This window comes from Streptomyces sp. CB02400 (genome assembly GCF_001905725.1).
In the GTDB taxonomy this organism is placed as follows: Bacteria; Actinomycetota; Actinomycetes; order Streptomycetales; family Streptomycetaceae; genus Streptomyces; species Streptomyces atrovirens.
Genome location: NZ_LIWB01000004.1, coordinates 500,566 through 516,104 on the forward strand (window position 1 = coordinate 500,566; position 15,539 = coordinate 516,104).

Annotated in this window: 13 protein-coding genes and 2 pseudogenes; 6 read left to right on the forward strand and 9 right to left on the reverse strand. The window is 72.2% G+C overall.

Going from position 1 to position 15,539, the window contains the following annotated elements; all coding sequences use genetic code 11:
* The first annotated feature begins 17 nt into the window (after positions 1 to 17).
* On the forward strand, positions 18 to 1,337 hold the full coding sequence (locus AMK33_RS13350) for a DUF2637 domain-containing protein (protein WP_073932999.1): 1,320 nt from the start codon (positions 18 to 20) through the stop codon (positions 1,335 to 1,337).
* A 98-nt stretch (positions 1,338 to 1,435) separates the two neighbouring features.
* On the opposite strand, the gene lysS is transcribed toward AMK33_RS13350, so the two are convergent.
* Entirely contained in the window at positions 1,436 to 3,178 is a 1,743-nt protein-coding gene (lysS, locus tag AMK33_RS13355; protein WP_073933000.1) for a lysine--tRNA ligase, read from the reverse strand.
* 150 nt (positions 3,179 to 3,328) lie between these two features.
* Between lysS and argS the strand changes: the two genes are divergently transcribed.
* Positions 3,329 to 5,089 carry an arginine--tRNA ligase gene (argS, locus tag AMK33_RS13360; protein ID WP_073933001.1) on the forward strand — a complete coding sequence of 587 codons (1,761 nt, stop codon included), beginning with the start codon at positions 3,329 to 3,331 and terminating at the stop codon, positions 5,087 to 5,089.
* 69 nt (positions 5,090 to 5,158) lie between these two features.
* Here argS and AMK33_RS13365 read toward each other — a convergent pair whose 3' ends face one another.
* Positions 5,159 to 5,608 (reverse strand): peptidoglycan-binding domain-containing protein, encoded by a 450-nt coding sequence (locus tag AMK33_RS13365; RefSeq protein WP_073933002.1) that lies wholly within the window; start codon positions 5,606 to 5,608, stop codon positions 5,159 to 5,161.
* Positions 5,609 to 5,917: 309 nt separating this feature from the next.
* Between AMK33_RS13365 and AMK33_RS13370 the strand changes: the two genes are divergently transcribed.
* Positions 5,918 to 6,724, forward strand: a complete 807-nt coding sequence (locus AMK33_RS13370) for a peptidoglycan-binding protein (RefSeq protein ID WP_073933003.1) — start codon at positions 5,918 to 5,920, stop codon at positions 6,722 to 6,724.
* Positions 6,721 to 7,605, forward strand: a complete 885-nt coding sequence (locus AMK33_RS13375) for a helix-turn-helix domain-containing protein (protein WP_073933004.1) — start codon at positions 6,721 to 6,723, stop codon at positions 7,603 to 7,605. The genes AMK33_RS13370 and AMK33_RS13375 overlap by 4 nt, the downstream gene beginning before the upstream one ends.
* Positions 7,606 to 7,687: 82 nt before the next feature.
* Here the strand turns inward: AMK33_RS13375 and AMK33_RS43780 are convergent.
* Positions 7,688 to 7,789: pseudogene (locus tag AMK33_RS43780) on the reverse strand (SAM-dependent methyltransferase); the annotation flags it as partial.
* On the opposite strand from AMK33_RS43780, the pseudogene AMK33_RS13380 reads away from it, so the two are divergent.
* A pseudogene (locus AMK33_RS13380) lies at positions 7,757 to 7,969 on the forward strand (DALR anticodon-binding domain-containing protein); the annotation flags it as partial. The pseudogenes AMK33_RS43780 and AMK33_RS13380 sit on opposite strands and share 33 nt — an antisense overlap.
* 9 nt (positions 7,970 to 7,978) lie before the next feature.
* Here AMK33_RS13380 and AMK33_RS13385 read toward each other — a convergent pair.
* The 4 genes from AMK33_RS13385 to AMK33_RS13400 all read right to left on the reverse strand — a co-directional run bounded on the left by AMK33_RS13385 (position 7,979) and on the right by AMK33_RS13400 (position 12,781).
* Positions 7,979 to 8,824 carry an arylamine N-acetyltransferase family protein gene (locus AMK33_RS13385; RefSeq protein WP_073933005.1) on the reverse strand — a complete coding sequence of 282 codons (846 nt, stop codon included), beginning with the start codon at positions 8,822 to 8,824 and terminating at the stop codon, positions 7,979 to 7,981.
* A gap of 74 nt (positions 8,825 to 8,898) precedes the next feature.
* Complete coding sequence (locus AMK33_RS13390; RefSeq protein ID WP_073933006.1) at positions 8,899 to 10,137, reverse strand: aminotransferase-like domain-containing protein; 1,239 nt, start codon at positions 10,135 to 10,137, stop codon at positions 8,899 to 8,901.
* Between the two features lie 68 nt (positions 10,138 to 10,205).
* Positions 10,206 to 11,108, reverse strand: a complete 903-nt coding sequence (locus AMK33_RS13395; RefSeq protein ID WP_073933007.1) for an SAM-dependent methyltransferase — start codon at positions 11,106 to 11,108, stop codon at positions 10,206 to 10,208.
* Positions 11,109 to 11,194: 86 nt separating this feature from the next.
* Positions 11,195 to 12,781 carry a helix-turn-helix domain-containing protein gene (locus AMK33_RS13400; protein ID WP_073933008.1) on the reverse strand — a complete coding sequence of 529 codons (1,587 nt, stop codon included), beginning with the start codon at positions 12,779 to 12,781 and terminating at the stop codon, positions 11,195 to 11,197.
* 213 nt (positions 12,782 to 12,994) lie between these two features.
* On the opposite strand from AMK33_RS13400, the gene AMK33_RS13405 reads away from it, so the two are divergent.
* Complete coding sequence (locus tag AMK33_RS13405; protein WP_073933009.1) at positions 12,995 to 13,723, forward strand: DUF4232 domain-containing protein; 729 nt, start codon at positions 12,995 to 12,997, stop codon at positions 13,721 to 13,723.
* Between the two features lie 2 nt (positions 13,724 to 13,725).
* Here the strand turns inward: AMK33_RS13405 and hemB are convergent, their stop codons facing one another.
* Positions 13,726 to 14,727, reverse strand: a complete 1,002-nt coding sequence (hemB, locus tag AMK33_RS13410) for a porphobilinogen synthase (RefSeq protein WP_073933010.1) — start codon at positions 14,725 to 14,727, stop codon at positions 13,726 to 13,728.
* Positions 14,728 to 14,842: 115 nt separating this feature from the next.
* Positions 14,843 to 15,157: a hypothetical protein gene (locus tag AMK33_RS13415; RefSeq protein ID WP_073933011.1), complete on the reverse strand. Its 315-nt coding sequence runs from the start codon at positions 15,155 to 15,157 to the stop codon at positions 14,843 to 14,845.
* Between the last annotated feature and the right edge of the window lie 382 nt (positions 15,158 to 15,539).

The window sequence follows — 15,539 nt, forward strand, 5'->3', positions numbered from 1 at the left end:
CTGGGAGGGGAGTACGGGTGGCCGCGCCACTGCAGCTGACACGGATGCACCGGGTTCTCATCGGCGTGGTCGTCTTCGGTGCCGTGATCATCGCCGGAATCGGCTTCGCGGGTTCGTACGCGGCCGTCCGTGAGCTTGCCCTGCAGAAGGGCTTCGGGAACTTCAGTTACGTCTTCCCGATCGGCATCGACGCCGGCATCTGCGTCCTGCTGGCCCTGGACCTGCTGCTGACCTGGATCCGTATCCCGTTCCCGCTGCTGCGGCAGACGGCGTGGCTGCTGACGGCGGCGACGATCGCGTTCAACGGTGCGGCGGCGTGGCCCGATCCGCTCGGTGTGGGCATGCACGGCGTGATCCCGGTGCTGTTCGTGGTCTCCGTGGAGGCGGCCCGGCACGCGATCGGGCGCATCGCCGACATCACCGCCGACAAGCACATGGAGGGCGTCCGGCTCACCCGCTGGCTGCTGTCGCCGGTGCCCACGTTCCTGCTGTGGCGGCGGATGAAGCTGTGGGAGCTGCGTTCCTACGAGCAGGTGATCAAGCTGGAGCAGGAGCGTCTGGTCTACCAGGCCCGCCTCCGCTCCCGCTTCGGCCGCTCATGGCGCCGCAAGGCCCCGGTCGAGTCCCTGATGCCGCTGCGCCTCGCCAAGTACGGCGTTCCCCTGGCCGAAACGGCTCCGTCGGGCCTGGCGGCGGCGGGCATAGAACCGGCATTGATACCCCCGGCGCCCGAGGCACCGGAGATAGCTGCGGGCAGTCGTGCCGACGCGGCTGCGGGCAGTCGTGCCGCCGGGGCGGCACGGGTGGGCGCGGCGGCACCTCATAGCGAGCAGCGCCTGGAACTGGAGAGCAACCAGAACCCCGGGCCGCAGGAGGACACGGCCCCGGACCAGAACCAGTGGCTCCACGCCCGGGACCCCCGCACCGTCGAGTACCACGGCGGCTACGACCCCACCTACGACCCCGACGAGGAGTACGCCCGCTGGTACGCGGAACAGCAGCAGGCCGAGCAGTACGAGGACCAGTACCAGGAGGAGCCGCCCCTCCAGGAGCCCTCCCCGGAGGAGACCGGCAGCTTCCCCATCCCGGTGGTCCCCGGCGGCCGCACCCGTGAGCTGGGCGAGGGCGGCGGCTCCCCCCTCTCGGATCCGGACGAGGAGGCGTACTACCAGGTGTTCCGCCAGTCGATAGACGGCAGCTACCCCACGCCGCGCGTCCTGGGTGACAACATCCAGGCGACCTACGGCACGACGCTGAACCCGAGCGAGCTGAAGACCCTCGCCGAACGCTTCCAGCAGCGCCACACGGCGGAACTGGAAGAGGACCACATCGCGTAGGGCGCGAGTACGACGACAGGGGCGCCCGGCCGACACCGGGCGCCCCTGTCGTCGTACAGGCGTACAGGCGTACAGGCGTACAGGCGTACAGGCGGGGACTACTCCCCGAGCAGCACCCGCACCCGCTCCTGCCCCACCGCCAGCAGCAGTGTGGGCAGTCGCGGTCCCGTGTCCCGCCCGACCAGCAGGTGGTACAGCAGCGCGAAGAACGACCGCTGGGCGGTCTTGATCTCGGCCGGCAGTTCCTTGGGCGTGGCGTCGGCGGAGAAGCCCGCCTGGACCTTGGGCACGCCGTAGACGAGGTGGGTGAGCCCGTCCAGCGACCAGTTGTCGGCGAGGCCGTCGAGCAGCAGCCGCAGGGACTGCTGTCCCTGTTCGTCGAGCGACTTCAGCAGCTCGGCGTCGGGCTCCGCGCGGACGATGGTGCGCTGGTCGGCGGGGACGTGGGTGTTGATCCACGCCTCGGCCTTGTCGTAGCGCGGCCGGGCCTCGTCCAGGGAGCCCAGCGGGTCGGACGGGTCCAGCTCGCTCAGGATCCGCAGCGCCTGGTCCTCGTGCCCGGCGGTGATGTCGGCCACCGAGGCGAGCGTGCGGTACGGGAGCGGCCTGGTCGTCCGCGGCAGCTCACCGCTCGCCGTGCGCACCGCGCGGGAGTGCGCGGCGGCGTCGGCGGGCAGGGCGGAGCCGTCGGCGACCTTGGCGTCGAGGCGGTCCCACTCGTCGTAGAGGCGCTGGATCTCCTGGTCGAAGGCGATCTTGAAGGACTGGTTGGGGCGGCGCCGGGCGTAGAGCCAGCGCAGTAGCTGCGGCTCCATGATCTTCAGCGCGTCGGCGGGCGTGGGCACGCCACCCCGCGACGACGACATCTTCGCCATGCCACTGATGCCGACGAACGCGTACATCGGCCCGATCGGCTGCTTGCCGTCGAAGATCCCGACGATCTGCCCGCCGACCTGGAACGACGACCCGGGGGACGAGTGGTCGACCCCGCTCGGCTCGAAGATCACGCCCTCGTACGCCCAGCGCATGGGCCAGTCGACCTTCCAGACCAGCTTGCCGCGGTTGAACTCGTTCAGCCGGACGGTCTCCGAGAAGCCGCACTCCGTGCAGGCGTAGGTCAGCTCGGTGGAGTCGTCGTCGTAGGCGGTGACCGTCGTCAGGTCCTTCTCGCAGTTGCCGCAGTACGGCTTGTACGGGAAGTACCCGGCGGCGCCGGAGCTGCCGTCGTCCTCGGCGGCGGCGCCGGAGCCCTCGGCGGCCTCCAGTTCGGCCTCGTCGACGGGCTTCTGCTGCTGCTTCTTCGCCGGGGCCTTCTTGGTGCGGTACTGGGCGAGGATCGCGTCGATGTCGGCGCGGTGCCGGACGGCGTGCAGGATCTGCTCGCGGTAGACGCCGGAGGTGTACTGCTCGGTCTGGCTGATCCCGTCGAACTCCACGCCCAGCTCGGCCAGCGACGCGGTCATCGCGGCCTTGAAGTGCTCGGCCCAGTTCGGGTACGCGGAGCCCTTGGGGGCGGGGACGGAGGTCAGCGGCTTGCCGATGTGCTCGGCCCACGACTCGTCGACGCCGGTGATGCCGGCCGGGACCTTGCGGTACCGGTCGTAGTCGTCCCAGGAGATCAGGTGCCGGACCCGGTGGCCGCGGCGGCGGATCTCGTCGGCGACGAGGTGGGGGGTCATGACCTCGCGGAGGTTGCCCAGGTGGATCGGGCCGGAGGGCGACAGCCCGGACGCGACGACCACAGGTTTGCCCGGGGCCCGACGCTCCGACTCCTCGATGACCTCATCCGCGAAACGGGAGACCCAGTCGGTGGTCTCGGTGCTCTGAGCCACGATCGGCACGTCCTTCTTTCTGCTCGGGCAGCCGGTACGGTCGCACGGCTGACCGCTCCATTCTCCCAGTACGGCCCGCATCCGCGAAAACCGCTTTTCACCGCGTGGGATACTCGGCTTCGGTAGTAGTCCACGAACCCGAGCAGAACGGCAGCCTCCATGGCCTCGGTCACGTCCCTCACCGACTCCGTCCAGCAGCATCTCGCGTCCGCCCTCTCGGCCACCCGCCCCGAGGCCGCCGGCGCGGACCCGCTGCTGCGACGTAGTGACCGGGCGGACTTCCAGGCCAACGGCATCCTGGCGCTGGCGAAGAAGTCGAAGGCGAACCCGCGGGAGCTGGCGACCGAGGTCGTCTCGCACATCACCACCGGCGACGACCTGATCAAGGACGTCGAGGTCTCCGGCCCCGGCTTCCTCAACATCACCCTCGCCGACCGGGCGATCACCGAGAACCTCGCCGCGCGGCACGCGGACGGCGAGCGCCTCGGCGTGCCGCTGAAGGAGGACGCGGGCGTCACGGTCGTCGACTACGCCCAGCCGAACGTGGCGAAGGAGATGCACGTCGGCCACCTGCGGTCGGCGGTCATCGGCGACGCCCTGCGCGGCATGCTCGACTTCACCGGCGAGAAGACGATCGGCCGGCACCACATCGGCGACTGGGGCACCCAGTTCGGCATGCTCATCCAGTACCTGTTCGAGCACCCCGGCGAGCTGGCCCCGCCGGAGGACGTCGACGGCGAGCAGGCCATGTCGAACCTGAACCGGGTCTACAAGGCGTCGCGGGCGCTCTTCGACTCGGACGAGGAGTTCAAGGAGCGGGCCCGGAGGCGGGTCGTCGCCCTCCAGTCCGGTGACAAGGAGACGCTCGAGCTGTGGCAGCAGTTCGTGGACGAGTCGAAGGTCTACTTCTACTCCGTCTTCGAGAAGCTCGACATGGAGATCCGCGACGAGGAGATCGTCGGCGAGTCCGCGTACAACGAGGGCATGCCCGAGACCGCCCGCCTCCTGGAGGAGATGGGCGTCGCGGAGCGCTCCGAGGGCGCGCTCGTGGTGTTCTTCGACGAGATCCGCGGCAAGGACGACCAGCGGGTGCCGCTGATCGTGCAGAAGGCCGACGGCGGCTTCGGCTACGCGGCGTCCGACCTGACCGCGATCCGCAACCGCGTCGTCGACCTGCACGCGACCACGCTGCTGTACGTCGTCGACGTGCGCCAGTCGCTGCACTTCAAGATGGTCTTCGAGACGGCCCGCCGGGCCGGCTGGCTGAACGACGACGTCACCGCGCACAACATGGGCTACGGCACGGTGCTCGGCGCGGACGGCAAGCCCTTCAAGACGCGTGCGGGCGAGACCGTACGGCTTGAGGACCTGCTGGACGAGGCGGTGCAGCGGGCGGCGGAGGTCGTGCGGGAGAAGGCGCGGGACCTCACCGAGGACGAGATCCAGGAGCGGGCCGCGCAGGTCGGCATCGGGGCCGTGAAGTACGCGGACCTGTCGACGTCGCCGAACCGCGACTACAAGTTCGACCTGGACCAGATGGTCTCGCTCAACGGCGACACCAGCGTGTACCTCCAGTACGCCTACGCCCGGATCCAGTCCATCCTCCGCAAGGCCGGCGAGGTCCGCCCGGCCGCTCACCCGGAGCTGGAGCTGCACGAGGCGGAGCGGGCGCTGGGCCTGCACCTGGACGCGTTCGGGGACACGGTCTTCGAGGCGGCCGCGGAGTACGCCCCGCACAAGCTGGCCGCGTACCTGTACCAGTTGGCGTCGCTGTACACGTCGTTCTACGACAAGTGCCCGGTGCTGAAGGCCGATTCGCCGGAGCAGGTGGCCAACCGCCTGCTGCTGTGCGACCTCACGGCCCGCACGCTGCACCGGGGCATGGCCCTGCTGGGCATCCGGACGCCCGAGCGGCTCTGACGCGTTCACCGGCATACGGCACGCGGCCCGTCCTCTTCCCTCTGGGGAGGACGGGCCGCGGCGTTCGGCTCAGGCGCAGTAGTTGATGTCGTTGAAGTCCCAGAACTCGGCCTTGGTCGCCGGTCCGGGGTCCCCGTCGACGGCGAGGTTGGCGCCGTGCAGGTTCAGGTAACGCTGCAGCGCCTTGACCGTGTTGGGCCCGACGATTCCGTCGATGGAATCGTTGTAGTAGCCCAGGTCCCTGAACTTCCTCTGCGCCGCCTTCCAGCTGTTGGTGCCGAGCTGCCCGTCGATCGTGCCGGGGTTGTAACCCGTGTCGCGCAGCCAGCACTGCCAGCGCTGGGCCCGGGCGGTGCTCAGCCCCAGGTTGACCACCGCGAGCGCCCTCGCCTCGGCGTTCACCACCCGCTCCTGGGCCGTCGCGGGAGCCGCCATGGCGGTGCCCGCGGTCGCCAGGCCGCCGGCGGCGATGCCGACGGCGGTGGTGACACTGACGAGTGCCTTCGTGAGAGCTCGCATACTGTTCCCCTCCGGTGAAGTGCGATGGGCGGAACCGACCGCACCGGCCGGCTCCGCAACGAGACTGCGGGTTCGGCGGGATGTCCGGCCACCGTTGCCGCGGAACTGGCGCCCTTGCGGGACGTCCCACCCGCTGACCTGCCGGGACGTGGTCCGCCGGGGCGGTGCGGCGGGACGGTCACGGCGGGCGGTGGCCGATTCCGTTCCCTGGCCGGAACCGCGCTCCTGTGGCCGTCGTGGTGGCTGACGCAGAATGAGTCCGGGACACGGGGCCCGGGACCGACCATCCCGAGCGCGAGTGGGGGGAACTTGTCGCGTTGGAGAGAGCTGCCCGCCGAACTCCATCCACAGATTCGCCAGTTGATCGTGCGGCTGCGCAAGCTGAAGGACCGCGGTGAACTGAGCACGCGGCAGCTGGCCGCCAAGACCGGCTACAGCACCAGGTCGTGGGAACGCTATCTGAGCGGCAGGTCCCTGCCGCCCCGGGAGGCCGTCGAGGCGATGGCCCGCACCGGTGGTGACGATCCGGCCCGGCTGCTGGTGCTGCACGAGATCGCCGCCGAACGCTGGGCGGAGGGACGCGCGGCCACCGCCGGCCCCCCGCCCGACGCGCCGGCGGCACCGGAGCACGAGCCCACGACGCGGCGGCCGTACGGGCGTTCCCTGCGCGTCGCGGTCACGGTGGGAGCGGTGGCCCTGGTGCTGTCCGTCTCCGCGGTGCTCGTGCTGGCCGTGGAACTGGCCGAGGCCCGTGCCGCCGCCGAGGCCGCCCGCGCCGGTACGGTCGCGGCGGCGACGGACGCCACGGCCTCCGACCCGGCGCCCCTGCTGCCGGCCCTCTACACCTGCCGGCCCGAACGGACCGGCGACCGCTGGTACGCGGGCCACAGCCGCACCCGGGACGCCGTCGTGGCGTACGGCGCCACGGGGCCGGAGGTGATCGAGGCGCAGTGCCTGCTGCGCCGGGCGGGCGTCTCGCCGGGGGACGTCGACGGGATCTTCGGCCCGCTGACCCGGCGCGCGGTCAAACGCTTCCAGGACCGGGAGGGGCTGGTCGTGGACGGGATCATCGGCCAGCGCACCTGGCAGGCGCTACGGGGGGCGGCACCGCGGTGAGCGCGGACCACACCCGGCTGACCGCTGCGCTGCGCGAGCTGAGGGCCCGTACGGGACTGAGTCTGGCGGCGCTGGCGGAACGCACGGTGTACAGCAAGTCGTCGTGGGAGCGCTATCTCAACGGCAAGGCCATGCCCCCGCGGCAGGCGGTCCGGGACCTGTGCCGGGTCGCCGGTGAGCCGGACGGGCGGCTGCTGGCGCTGTGGGAGATCGCCGAGTCGGACTGGAGCGGCCGTGCGGCGGTCCTCGCTCCCGCCTCCGTCCCCGCCGCCCCCGCCCCTGCCCCGGTCACCGCCCCTGCCCCGGTCACCGCCCCTGCCGAGCCTCGGCGCGACGCCGACGCCGGGTGGTCACGCGGCCGGTGGGGCAGGCTCCTGGTGGTGCTGATCTCGGTCTACACCGTGATCGCCGGTGGTGTGGCGCTGGGGATGCTCCTGCTGCCGCAGCGGGCCGCCGGACCGGGCGAACCGCTGTCGTCCTCCTCCTCGTACGTCCTCGCGCCCCGTTGCCACGGGGACACCTGCGAGAGCCGGGATCCGATCCGCATGGTCTGCGCTGTCGCCCCCGTCAGCCTCGCCACGTACCGCACGTCCACCGGCGCCCACGTGGAACTGCGGTACAGCGAGGGGTGCGGCGCGAGCTGGGCCCGGATGTGGGGGACCCGGATCGGCGACCGGGTGGATGTCACGGCCGGCGGCCCGGCCCGGGAGGTGCGCACCGTGGACGGGATCGACGCGGAGACCTACGTCTACACCGAGATGACCGCGGCCCGCCCCGGCAGCACCGTCCGGGCCTGCTTCCGGCCCGCGGCGGACGGCGGCGCGCGGGAGTGCTTCGTCGCCCGCGTGGACGCGGCCGTGCCGCGCCCGTCGCCCTCTTAGCGTCGGGCGCGCAGCGCCTCCCCCGGCCTCCGCTTCCCGCGATCCGGACGGTCCGGCCGGCCTCAGCCCTTCGTGGCGGGGCTCCGTAGACGTTGATGTCGGCGTCCGTCACGTCGTTGACGTCCTCGTGGCGGACCCGCTCGACGGGGTCGAGGCCCTCCGGGCAGGAGGCCTCCGGCCGCTCTTCGAGGCGGCCGCGGAGTACGCCCCGCACGAGCCGGCCGCGTACCTGTACCAGTTGGCGTCGCTGTACACGTCGTTCTACGACAAGTGCCCGGTGCCGAAGGCCGATTCGCCGGAGCAGGTGGCCAACCGCCTGCTGCTGTGCGACCTCACGGCCCGCACGCTCCACCGGGGTGTGGCCCGGCCCCCGTCACCGCAGGAGCGTCAGGCCCGCCGGTGCGTCGATGCCGAACTCCTCGGCCAGCACCCGGCGGGCCTCCGTCTCCTCGGACAGCTTCCTCTCGGTGACCGTGCCGTCGCCGGTGCGCGTCACGGTGAGGCGGTCGCCGTCGAGGAGCAGGTGGGCGTCCGGGGTGAGGCGCTGGACGTAGGGGCGCCGGGAGAACGGGGAACGCGGGTTCGTGGCGATGTGCCAGTTGATCACCTCGTAGTCGGACGGTTCGAACGGCTCCAGGGTGAAGGCGTACTGTGCCTGCCAGCCGCCCGCGGTGTGCGCTTCCAGTACCCACGTCTCCAGCGGCCCCCGGTGCGGTGCGTGCACCAGCCGGTGCCGGCGGCCGGCGTCGTGGAACTCGGTGTCCGCCGTGAGCGGCACCGGTTCCAGCAGCGAGCCGACGGCGCCGAAGCCGACGTCGGCCAGGTGGGGCCGCGGGTCGCCGGGCAGTTCGGCGAGGAGGGCCATGTGGGTGCGCGGGCGGTCCTCGAAGCGGTCGGCGCCGACGACGACCCGCGCGGTCAGCCGGGTCACCCGGACGCCGAGCGCCTCCAGGGCCGCCGCGAACAGCGTGTTGTGTTCGTAGCAGTAGCCGCCGCGCCGGCGGCCGTGGACCAGCTTGGCCATCAGGTCGGAGAGGTCGAGGGAGGGGGCACGGCCGCCCAGGGCGTCGAGGTTCTCGAAGGGGATGGCCCTCATATGGGCGAGCTGCACGCCGCGGAGCGTGGCCGTGTCGGGGCGCCGCCCGCCCTCCCAGCCGATGCGCTCGAGGTAGGCGTCCAGGGAGAAGGGTGTCGTCGTCGTCCGTGCGCTGTCAGACATGGCATCACCGTACGTGCGGCGACGACAGCCCCGCCCTCGTCCATTGGTCCTACGCCGGGACCCCGCCGCGGGTCCTAAGCCGTCCGGTGCGCCGCCTCCCGCAGCCCCTCGCCCAGCCTGCGCAGCCCCTCCGCGATCTCGTCCGGGGTCTGTGTGACGAAGCAGAGCCGCAGCGTGGCGCGGTCGGGCTCGCCGGCGTGGAAGGGCGCGCCGGGGACGTACGCCACGTCGTGCCGGACGACGTCGGGGAGGAGGGCGGTGGTGTCGTACGAGCCCGGCAGCCGGACCCACAGGAACATGCCGCCCTCGGGGCGGGTCCACGCCGCCCCCGCCGGAAGCGCGTCCGCGAGTCCCGCGAGCATGGCGTCCCGGCGTGCCCGGTAGGCGACGGCGACGCGGGCGACGTGGGCGTCGAGGTCGTTGTCTGCGAGGTAGCGGGCGGCGGCGAGCTGGTTGACGGTGGGGGTGTGCAGGTCGGCGGCCTGCTTGGCGACGGCGCAGGCCCGGCGCAGCCCGTCGGGCGCCCGCAGCCAGCCCAGGCGCAGGCCGGGTGCCATGACCTTGGAGAAGGAACCCAGCAGCACGGTCCGGTCCCGGGCACCCTCGTAGGAGGCGATCCACGGCACCCGCTCGCCCTCGAAGCGCAGCTCCCCGTACGGGTCGTCCTCGACGATCCACAGCCCGCGCCGCCCGGCGACCTCGGCGACGGCGGCACGGCGGGCGGCCGGCATGGTGCGGCCGGTGGGGTTGGAGAAGGTGGGGACCGTGTAGAGCAGCTTGGGGCGCTCGCGCACCACCAGTTCCTCCAGTGCCCCGGGATCGATCCCGTCCTCGTCCCCCGGCACGGCCACCACCCGGGCGCCCGCGAGGCCGAAGGCCTGGAGCGCGGCCAGGTAGCAGGGGCGCTCGACGAGGACGGTGTCGCCGGGTTCGAGGAGGGCGGTGGCGAGGAGCGACAGGGCCTGCTGGGAGCCGGTGGTGACGAGGATGTCGTCGGCGTCGGTGGCCAGGCCGCGTGCCGAGGTGCGGGCGGCGAGCGCGGCCCGCAGGGTGGGCTCGCCCTCGGTGGTGGAGTACTGCAGGGCCCGCGCGGGTGTCTCGGCGAACACCGCGCGGTACGCCGCCGCTATGCCGTCGGTGTCGAACAGTTCGGGGGCCGGCAGCCCGCCCGCGAAGTTGATCACCTCGGGGCGGGCGGTGACGGCGAGGATGTCCCGTACGGGCGAACCGCCGGTCGACCGGGCCCGCGCGGCCAGCGGCGGCAGCGGAGCGGTCACGGCGGTGGCGGCGGACGCGTTCTCGGTCACGGTCATGCGCGCACTCTAGGGAAGTACGTGCTGCCTACAAGGGAGTTTCCGCGATCCGGACAGCCGGGCCCGTCTCAGCCCTTCGTGGCGACGGCCCCGTAGACGTTGATGTCGGCGTCCGTCACGTCGTTGACGTCCTCGTAGCGGACCCGTTCGATGGGGTCGAGGCCCTCCAGGTAGGAGGCCTCCGGCCGCTCGGGGACGGGGGCGGCGTGGTCGGGGCGCCAGCGGTGCACGGGGACCACGCCCGGGTCCACGACGTCCAGGGAGTTCCCGGTGAGGAACCGCTCCACCTCCGCCCGCGTACGCAGCACGAACGTGAACCCCCGCTCGGTGTACGTCCGTTGCACCGCCCGTACGTTCTCCGGGTTGAGGTCCTCGGTGAGGTGGCTGAGCACCACGCGGCTGCCGGAGGGCAGGGCGTCGACGAGTTCGCGCACGATCGGGTACGCCTCCTCGTCCTCCACGAAGTGCAGGACGGCGACCAGGCACAGCGCGACCGGCCGGTCGAAGTCCAGTGTCCTCGCCGCCCGTTCGAGAATGGTGGCCGGGTCCTTCAGGTCCGCGTCGATGTAGTCCGTACGGCCCTCGGGGCCGCTGGTGAGCAGGGCGCGCGCGTGCGCCAGCACCACCGGGTCGTTGTCGACGTACACGACCCGGGACTCGGGGGCGACGCGCTGGGCGATCTGGTGCACGTTCTCCGCGGTGGGCAGGCCGGTGCCGATGTCGAGGAACTGCCGGATGCCGTCGTCCGTCACCAGCGTGTTCACCGCGCGCCGCAGGAAGTCCCGGTTGTGCCGCACGTCGAGGTACCCGCGCGGGTTCGCCGCCAGCCCCGCGGCCGCCGCCGACAGGTCCGCGGGGTAGTGGTCCTTGCCCCCGAGGAACACGTCGTAGACCCGGGCCGGATGCGCCTTGCTGCTGTCGATCCGCCGCTGAAGCCCGGCGGGATCCTGACTGAGCGCGTCACCGGTCATGGGCGTCTCCCTGGGGGGTCGGGATGTCGGTCGGCGTTCGACAACCTAACGCGCGGCCGGACTTGGTGGTGCCCGGTCGGCTCTGTCTATCCGAGGTTCGTCGTGCCCTCCGGGACCCATTCCTCGCCGCCGAGCGGGAACTCGTACGCCGGGCGCCCGTTGTTGCCGCTGGTGCGGAAGGGGCGGCCCTTGTCGTCCACGGTGAGCGTGCCGCTGCGGGAGCCGCTGGACCACTTCAGCTCCAGGTACCAGCTCACGTCGTAGGCGGAGGCGTCGGCGGTGATGTAGTAGACCTCGGGGTCCGACTCGCTCACCGAGAACGGGAAGTCCCGCTGCCCGGACTCCGGGGTCACGACCGGGCGGGCGGCGTCGAGGGCGACCGTGAAGGAACGCGTGGGCACGCCGGCGCCGCAGCCCACGCCGGGGTAGCCCATCACGAAGTCGTTCCAGGCCAGCGGCGACCGCTTGCCCGCCACCCGCACGTTGAGCTCTTCCACGACCACCGTCTCGTCCCCGGCCCCCTGCACGGTGAGCCGCACGTACTGCTCCTCCGACGAGACGGCCCCGAACGAGCTGACCCACGCCGTCGCGTCCTGCTCCGTCGGCGGCGGCTTCACCCCGCTCGCCGGCCTGTTGACCAGATACCGCTGCGCGCAGGGGCTCTTCCACAAGTACGGTTCGGTCCGCACGGTCAGCGGCACGACGTCCCCGGCGCCGTCGTCCGCCGGGGCGGTGGAGGCGGTGGCCGGGGTGCGGGGTGCCTCCTTCTCGCCCTTCGCGGAGGGGGACGGGGACGCGGAGGAAGAGGGGGAGGAGGAGGCGGAAGCGGAGGCGGAGGGTGACGCGGTGACGTCCTCGTCCTTGTCCGTAACACCGTCGGCCGCGGCTCCCACCGGGCCCTTCCGGTCGCCCCCGCCCCCGTCGCCCGGCAGGCCCCCCAGGGCGAACGTGACCCCACCGAGCACGGCGGCCACGGCGATCCCCGCGAGGACGGCGGTACGGGTACGGCGGCGGGGGCGGACACGGACCTCGCCGGGGCCGGTGACCGCGGGGATCTCGGCCTCCGGGATCCCTGCTCCCGGAGCCCCCGCTCCTGTGGCTCCTGCTTCCGGAGTCTCTGCTCCTGGGGTCCCTGCTTCCGGGATCTCCGCTCCCGGGGTCCCCGCTCCTGTGGCCCCCGCTCCCGGGGTTTCCGCTTCCGAAACCCCGGCCTCGGGCTGCCCGGCCGTGGGCTGCCCGACCGTCGGTTGCCCGGCCACCGGACCGCCGTCTGCTTCCTGGTCCCGGACCGCCGCGTCCTCCGCCGGTTCGCCGACGCGCGCCGGTTCGCCGGCGGGTACCGGTCCGCCGGCAGGTGCCGGTGCGTCCACGGACGCCGCTCCTCCGGCGGACGCCGCTCCCTGCGACGGCGCCCCCTTCCGCCCCCGGGTCACGTCCGCCAGCACCCACTTCCGGTGCAGCTCGACCAGTTCCTCGGGGCGCGCCTTGCACAACCGGGCCAGCCGTTCGACCGGTGCGTACTCCGTCGGCACCGCGTCCCCGTTGCAGTACCGGTGCAGGGTCGACGTACTCATGTGGAGCCGTTTGGCGAGCACCCCGTAGCTCAGCCCGGACCGCTCCTTCAAGATCCTCAACTGCGCCGCGAACTCCGCCGCGGCCGTGTTCTCCGACACTGTTCCTCCCGCCCCCGTATCCCATTCCGCCGTTCCAGGGGACGGTCGTTTCCCCAGGTCACAGCGTTCCGCGCGTTCCAGCGTCCCGGATCCCCCGCCAGGTGTGGCGACCGGGACGGATCGGCGGACAAGCTCTGGTCATCCAAGCACGCCGCTCCCGGCTCCCGGTCGAGTGGCCACGCCGAACCCCTGAACCACGTAAAGGAATTCACCATGCGCACCTCTCGCATCCGCCTCGTCGCCGCCACCGGAGCCGTCCTCGCCGCCCTCGCCCTCACCGCCTGCGAGGACGGCACGGGCACCCAGGACGAGGGCGCCTCCCAGCCCGCGGGGGCGGCGGAGAGCGTCGGGACGACCCCCTCGGGCGGCTCCCAGACCGACAAGGGCCAGAGCACCGGCGGCGGCACCGCGGAGCAGGACAAGGCCGGCGACAAGAGCGGCGGCAAGACCGGTGACAAGGGGACGTCCGCCAACACCGGCGGGGGCTCCGGCGGTTCCGACGACCCCGGGGTCACCCGGCTCTCCTGCAACGGCTCCAACACCACCGTCGACGCCCGGCCGGTGTCCCGCCCCGTCAACCACATGCTGATCACGGTCAAGAACTCGGGTTCGCAGAACTGCAACCTCACCTACTACCCGGTGCTCCGCTTCGACGAGATGCAGTGGGTGCCGCAGCCCGTCGAGGCGTCGAAGCCGCAGGCCGTGGTCACCCTCGCACCGGGTGAGACGGCGTACGCGGGCGTGCTCCTGTCGGCCGCCGACGGCAGCGGGGACGGCGGTGCCACCGCCCACAAGCTCACCGTCGCCTTCCAGGGCAACACCCCGAACAGCGACGGCGGCCCGTCGGCCGTCCCGGCCCTGCCGGCGGACGGCGTGTACTACGACAGCAGCATGGCGGTGACGTACTGGCAGCAGTCGATGGACGACGCCCTCACCTACTGAACCTACTGAACGGCACCCAGCTTCTGGGCCACCTCGGTGGCCCAGTAGGTGAGGATGTTGCGCGCACCGGCCCGCTTGATGCCGGTCAGCGTCTCCAGGATCGCCCGGTCCCGGTCGATCCAGCCCTTCTCGGCGGCGGCCTCGATCATCGAGTACTCACCGGAGATCTGGTACGCCGCCACCGGCACGTCCACCGAGTCCGCGACCCGGGCGAGGATGTCCAGATACGGGCCCGCCGGCTTCACCATCACCATGTCGGCGCCCTCCTCCAGGTCGAGCGCCAGCTCGCGCATCGACTCACGGACGTTCGCCGGGTCCTGCTGGTACGTCTTGCGGTCACCCTGGAGCGAGGAGGCGACGGCCTCCCGGAACGGCCCGTAGAAGGCGGAGGCGTACTTGGCGGTGTAGGCGAGGATCGCGACGTCCTCCCGCCCGATCTGGTCGAGGGCGTCGCGGACGACCCCGATCTGCCCGTCCATCATCCCGCTCGGCCCGACGACATGGGCGCCCGCGTCGGCCTGCACCTGGGCCATCTCGGCGTACCGCTCGAGCGTGGCGTCGTTGTCGACGCGCCCCTGCTCGTCGAGGACCCCGCAGTGCCCGTGGTCGGTCGTCTCGTCCAGGCACAGGTCGGACATGACGAGCAGGTCGTCCCCGACCTCGGCCCGCACGTCCCGCAGGGCCACCTGGAGGATCCCGTCCGGGTCGGTGCCGGGCGTCCCGATGGCGTCCTTCCTGGACTCCTCCGGCACGCCGAACAGCATGATCCCGGAGATCCCGGCCGCCACGGCCTGAGCCGCCGCCTTCTTCAGGCTGTCCCGCGTGTGCTGCACGACACCGGGCATCGCCGCGATCGGCACCGGTTCGTCCGCGCCCTCGCGCACGAAGGCCGGGAGGATGAAGTCGGCGGGGTGCAGCCGGGTCTCGGCGACCATGCGCCGCATGGCGGGGGTGGTACGCAGACGCCGCGGCCGCGCGCCGGGGAAGGATCCGTACGTCGTCATACCACCTACGCTACGCCCGCCCCTCCCGTGCCTTTGCCGACGCGGAGTCGGCCCGCGCCTTCGGGGGCCGGACCCGGCGTCTCCCCTGACCACGGCCACCTCACGCGCGTCCCCCTCAGGCCGCCGTGTCCCACTCGCCGGGCAGGTCCTCCTCGTCCGGCGGCCGGTGCGCGGCCTTCTCGCGGGCGCGCAGGACGGCCCAGGCGAGGAGGGACGCGCAGGTGAGGTACCAGGGCAGCGGCCACAAGGCGGGCCACCAGCCGGCGGACGGTGCGAGGAGGAGGTCGGCGGCGGCCGCGGCCATGCCGGCGGCGAGGTTCCAGCACAGCAGGCGTCCGGCCCACCGGACAGGGCCGGTGAACCGGTTCGGGGTGGCGGGGCGCCGCGTACGGGAACGGCAGAAGGGCAGGGATCTGCCGGATTCGCTCATCGCGCGAAGGTCCTTCACGGAAAGGGGGCGAACGTGGCCGGATCGGCCGGACGCGGTCAGTGTGCAGGCCGTGGGACCGCTCCCACAGAACCGTCACGGGGCGGACACACCCTCTGAGACAACTTCCCGTCAGGCGTTTCCCCGCATCCGCCCCGAGGGGGCCGGGCGATCACTGTCCGCACGGCCGGGTGGGCCCGCCGCGAACCTGTCCGAAAAAGCCCCCTGAAGAGCGGCAAACGTTCCGGGTTGACCCTGACTTGAAGCTTTTCGGTCGATGCCGCCCTGCGAAAAGGGCTGAGAGTGGACAACTTCACGCTTCCATCAGTCCACTTCGCCCAAGAACAGCCCTAGTTGCCACCGGTAAGCGGCAGGGCTTATTCCG

Coding starts and splice junctions, on each gene's coding strand:
- argS (WP_073933001.1), top strand. CDS start 3,329: ATGGCCTCGGTCACGTCCCTCACCGACTCCGTCCAGCAGCATCTCGCG.
- AMK33_RS13365 (WP_073933002.1), bottom strand. CDS start 5,608: ATGCGAGCTCTCACGAAGGCACTCGTCAGTGTCACCACCGCCGTCGGC.
- AMK33_RS13385 (WP_073933005.1), bottom strand. CDS start 8,824: ATGTCTGACAGCGCACGGACGACGACGACACCCTTCTCCCTGGACGCC.
- AMK33_RS13390 (WP_073933006.1), bottom strand. CDS start 10,137: ATGACCGTGACCGAGAACGCGTCCGCCGCCACCGCCGTGACCGCTCCG.
- AMK33_RS13395 (WP_073933007.1), bottom strand. CDS start 11,108: ATGACCGGTGACGCGCTCAGTCAGGATCCCGCCGGGCTTCAGCGGCGG.
- AMK33_RS13405 (WP_073933009.1), top strand. CDS start 12,995: ATGCGCACCTCTCGCATCCGCCTCGTCGCCGCCACCGGAGCCGTCCTC.
- hemB (WP_073933010.1), bottom strand. CDS start 14,727: ATGACGACGTACGGATCCTTCCCCGGCGCGCGGCCGCGGCGTCTGCGT.
- AMK33_RS13415 (WP_073933011.1), bottom strand. CDS start 15,157: ATGAGCGAATCCGGCAGATCCCTGCCCTTCTGCCGTTCCCGTACGCGG.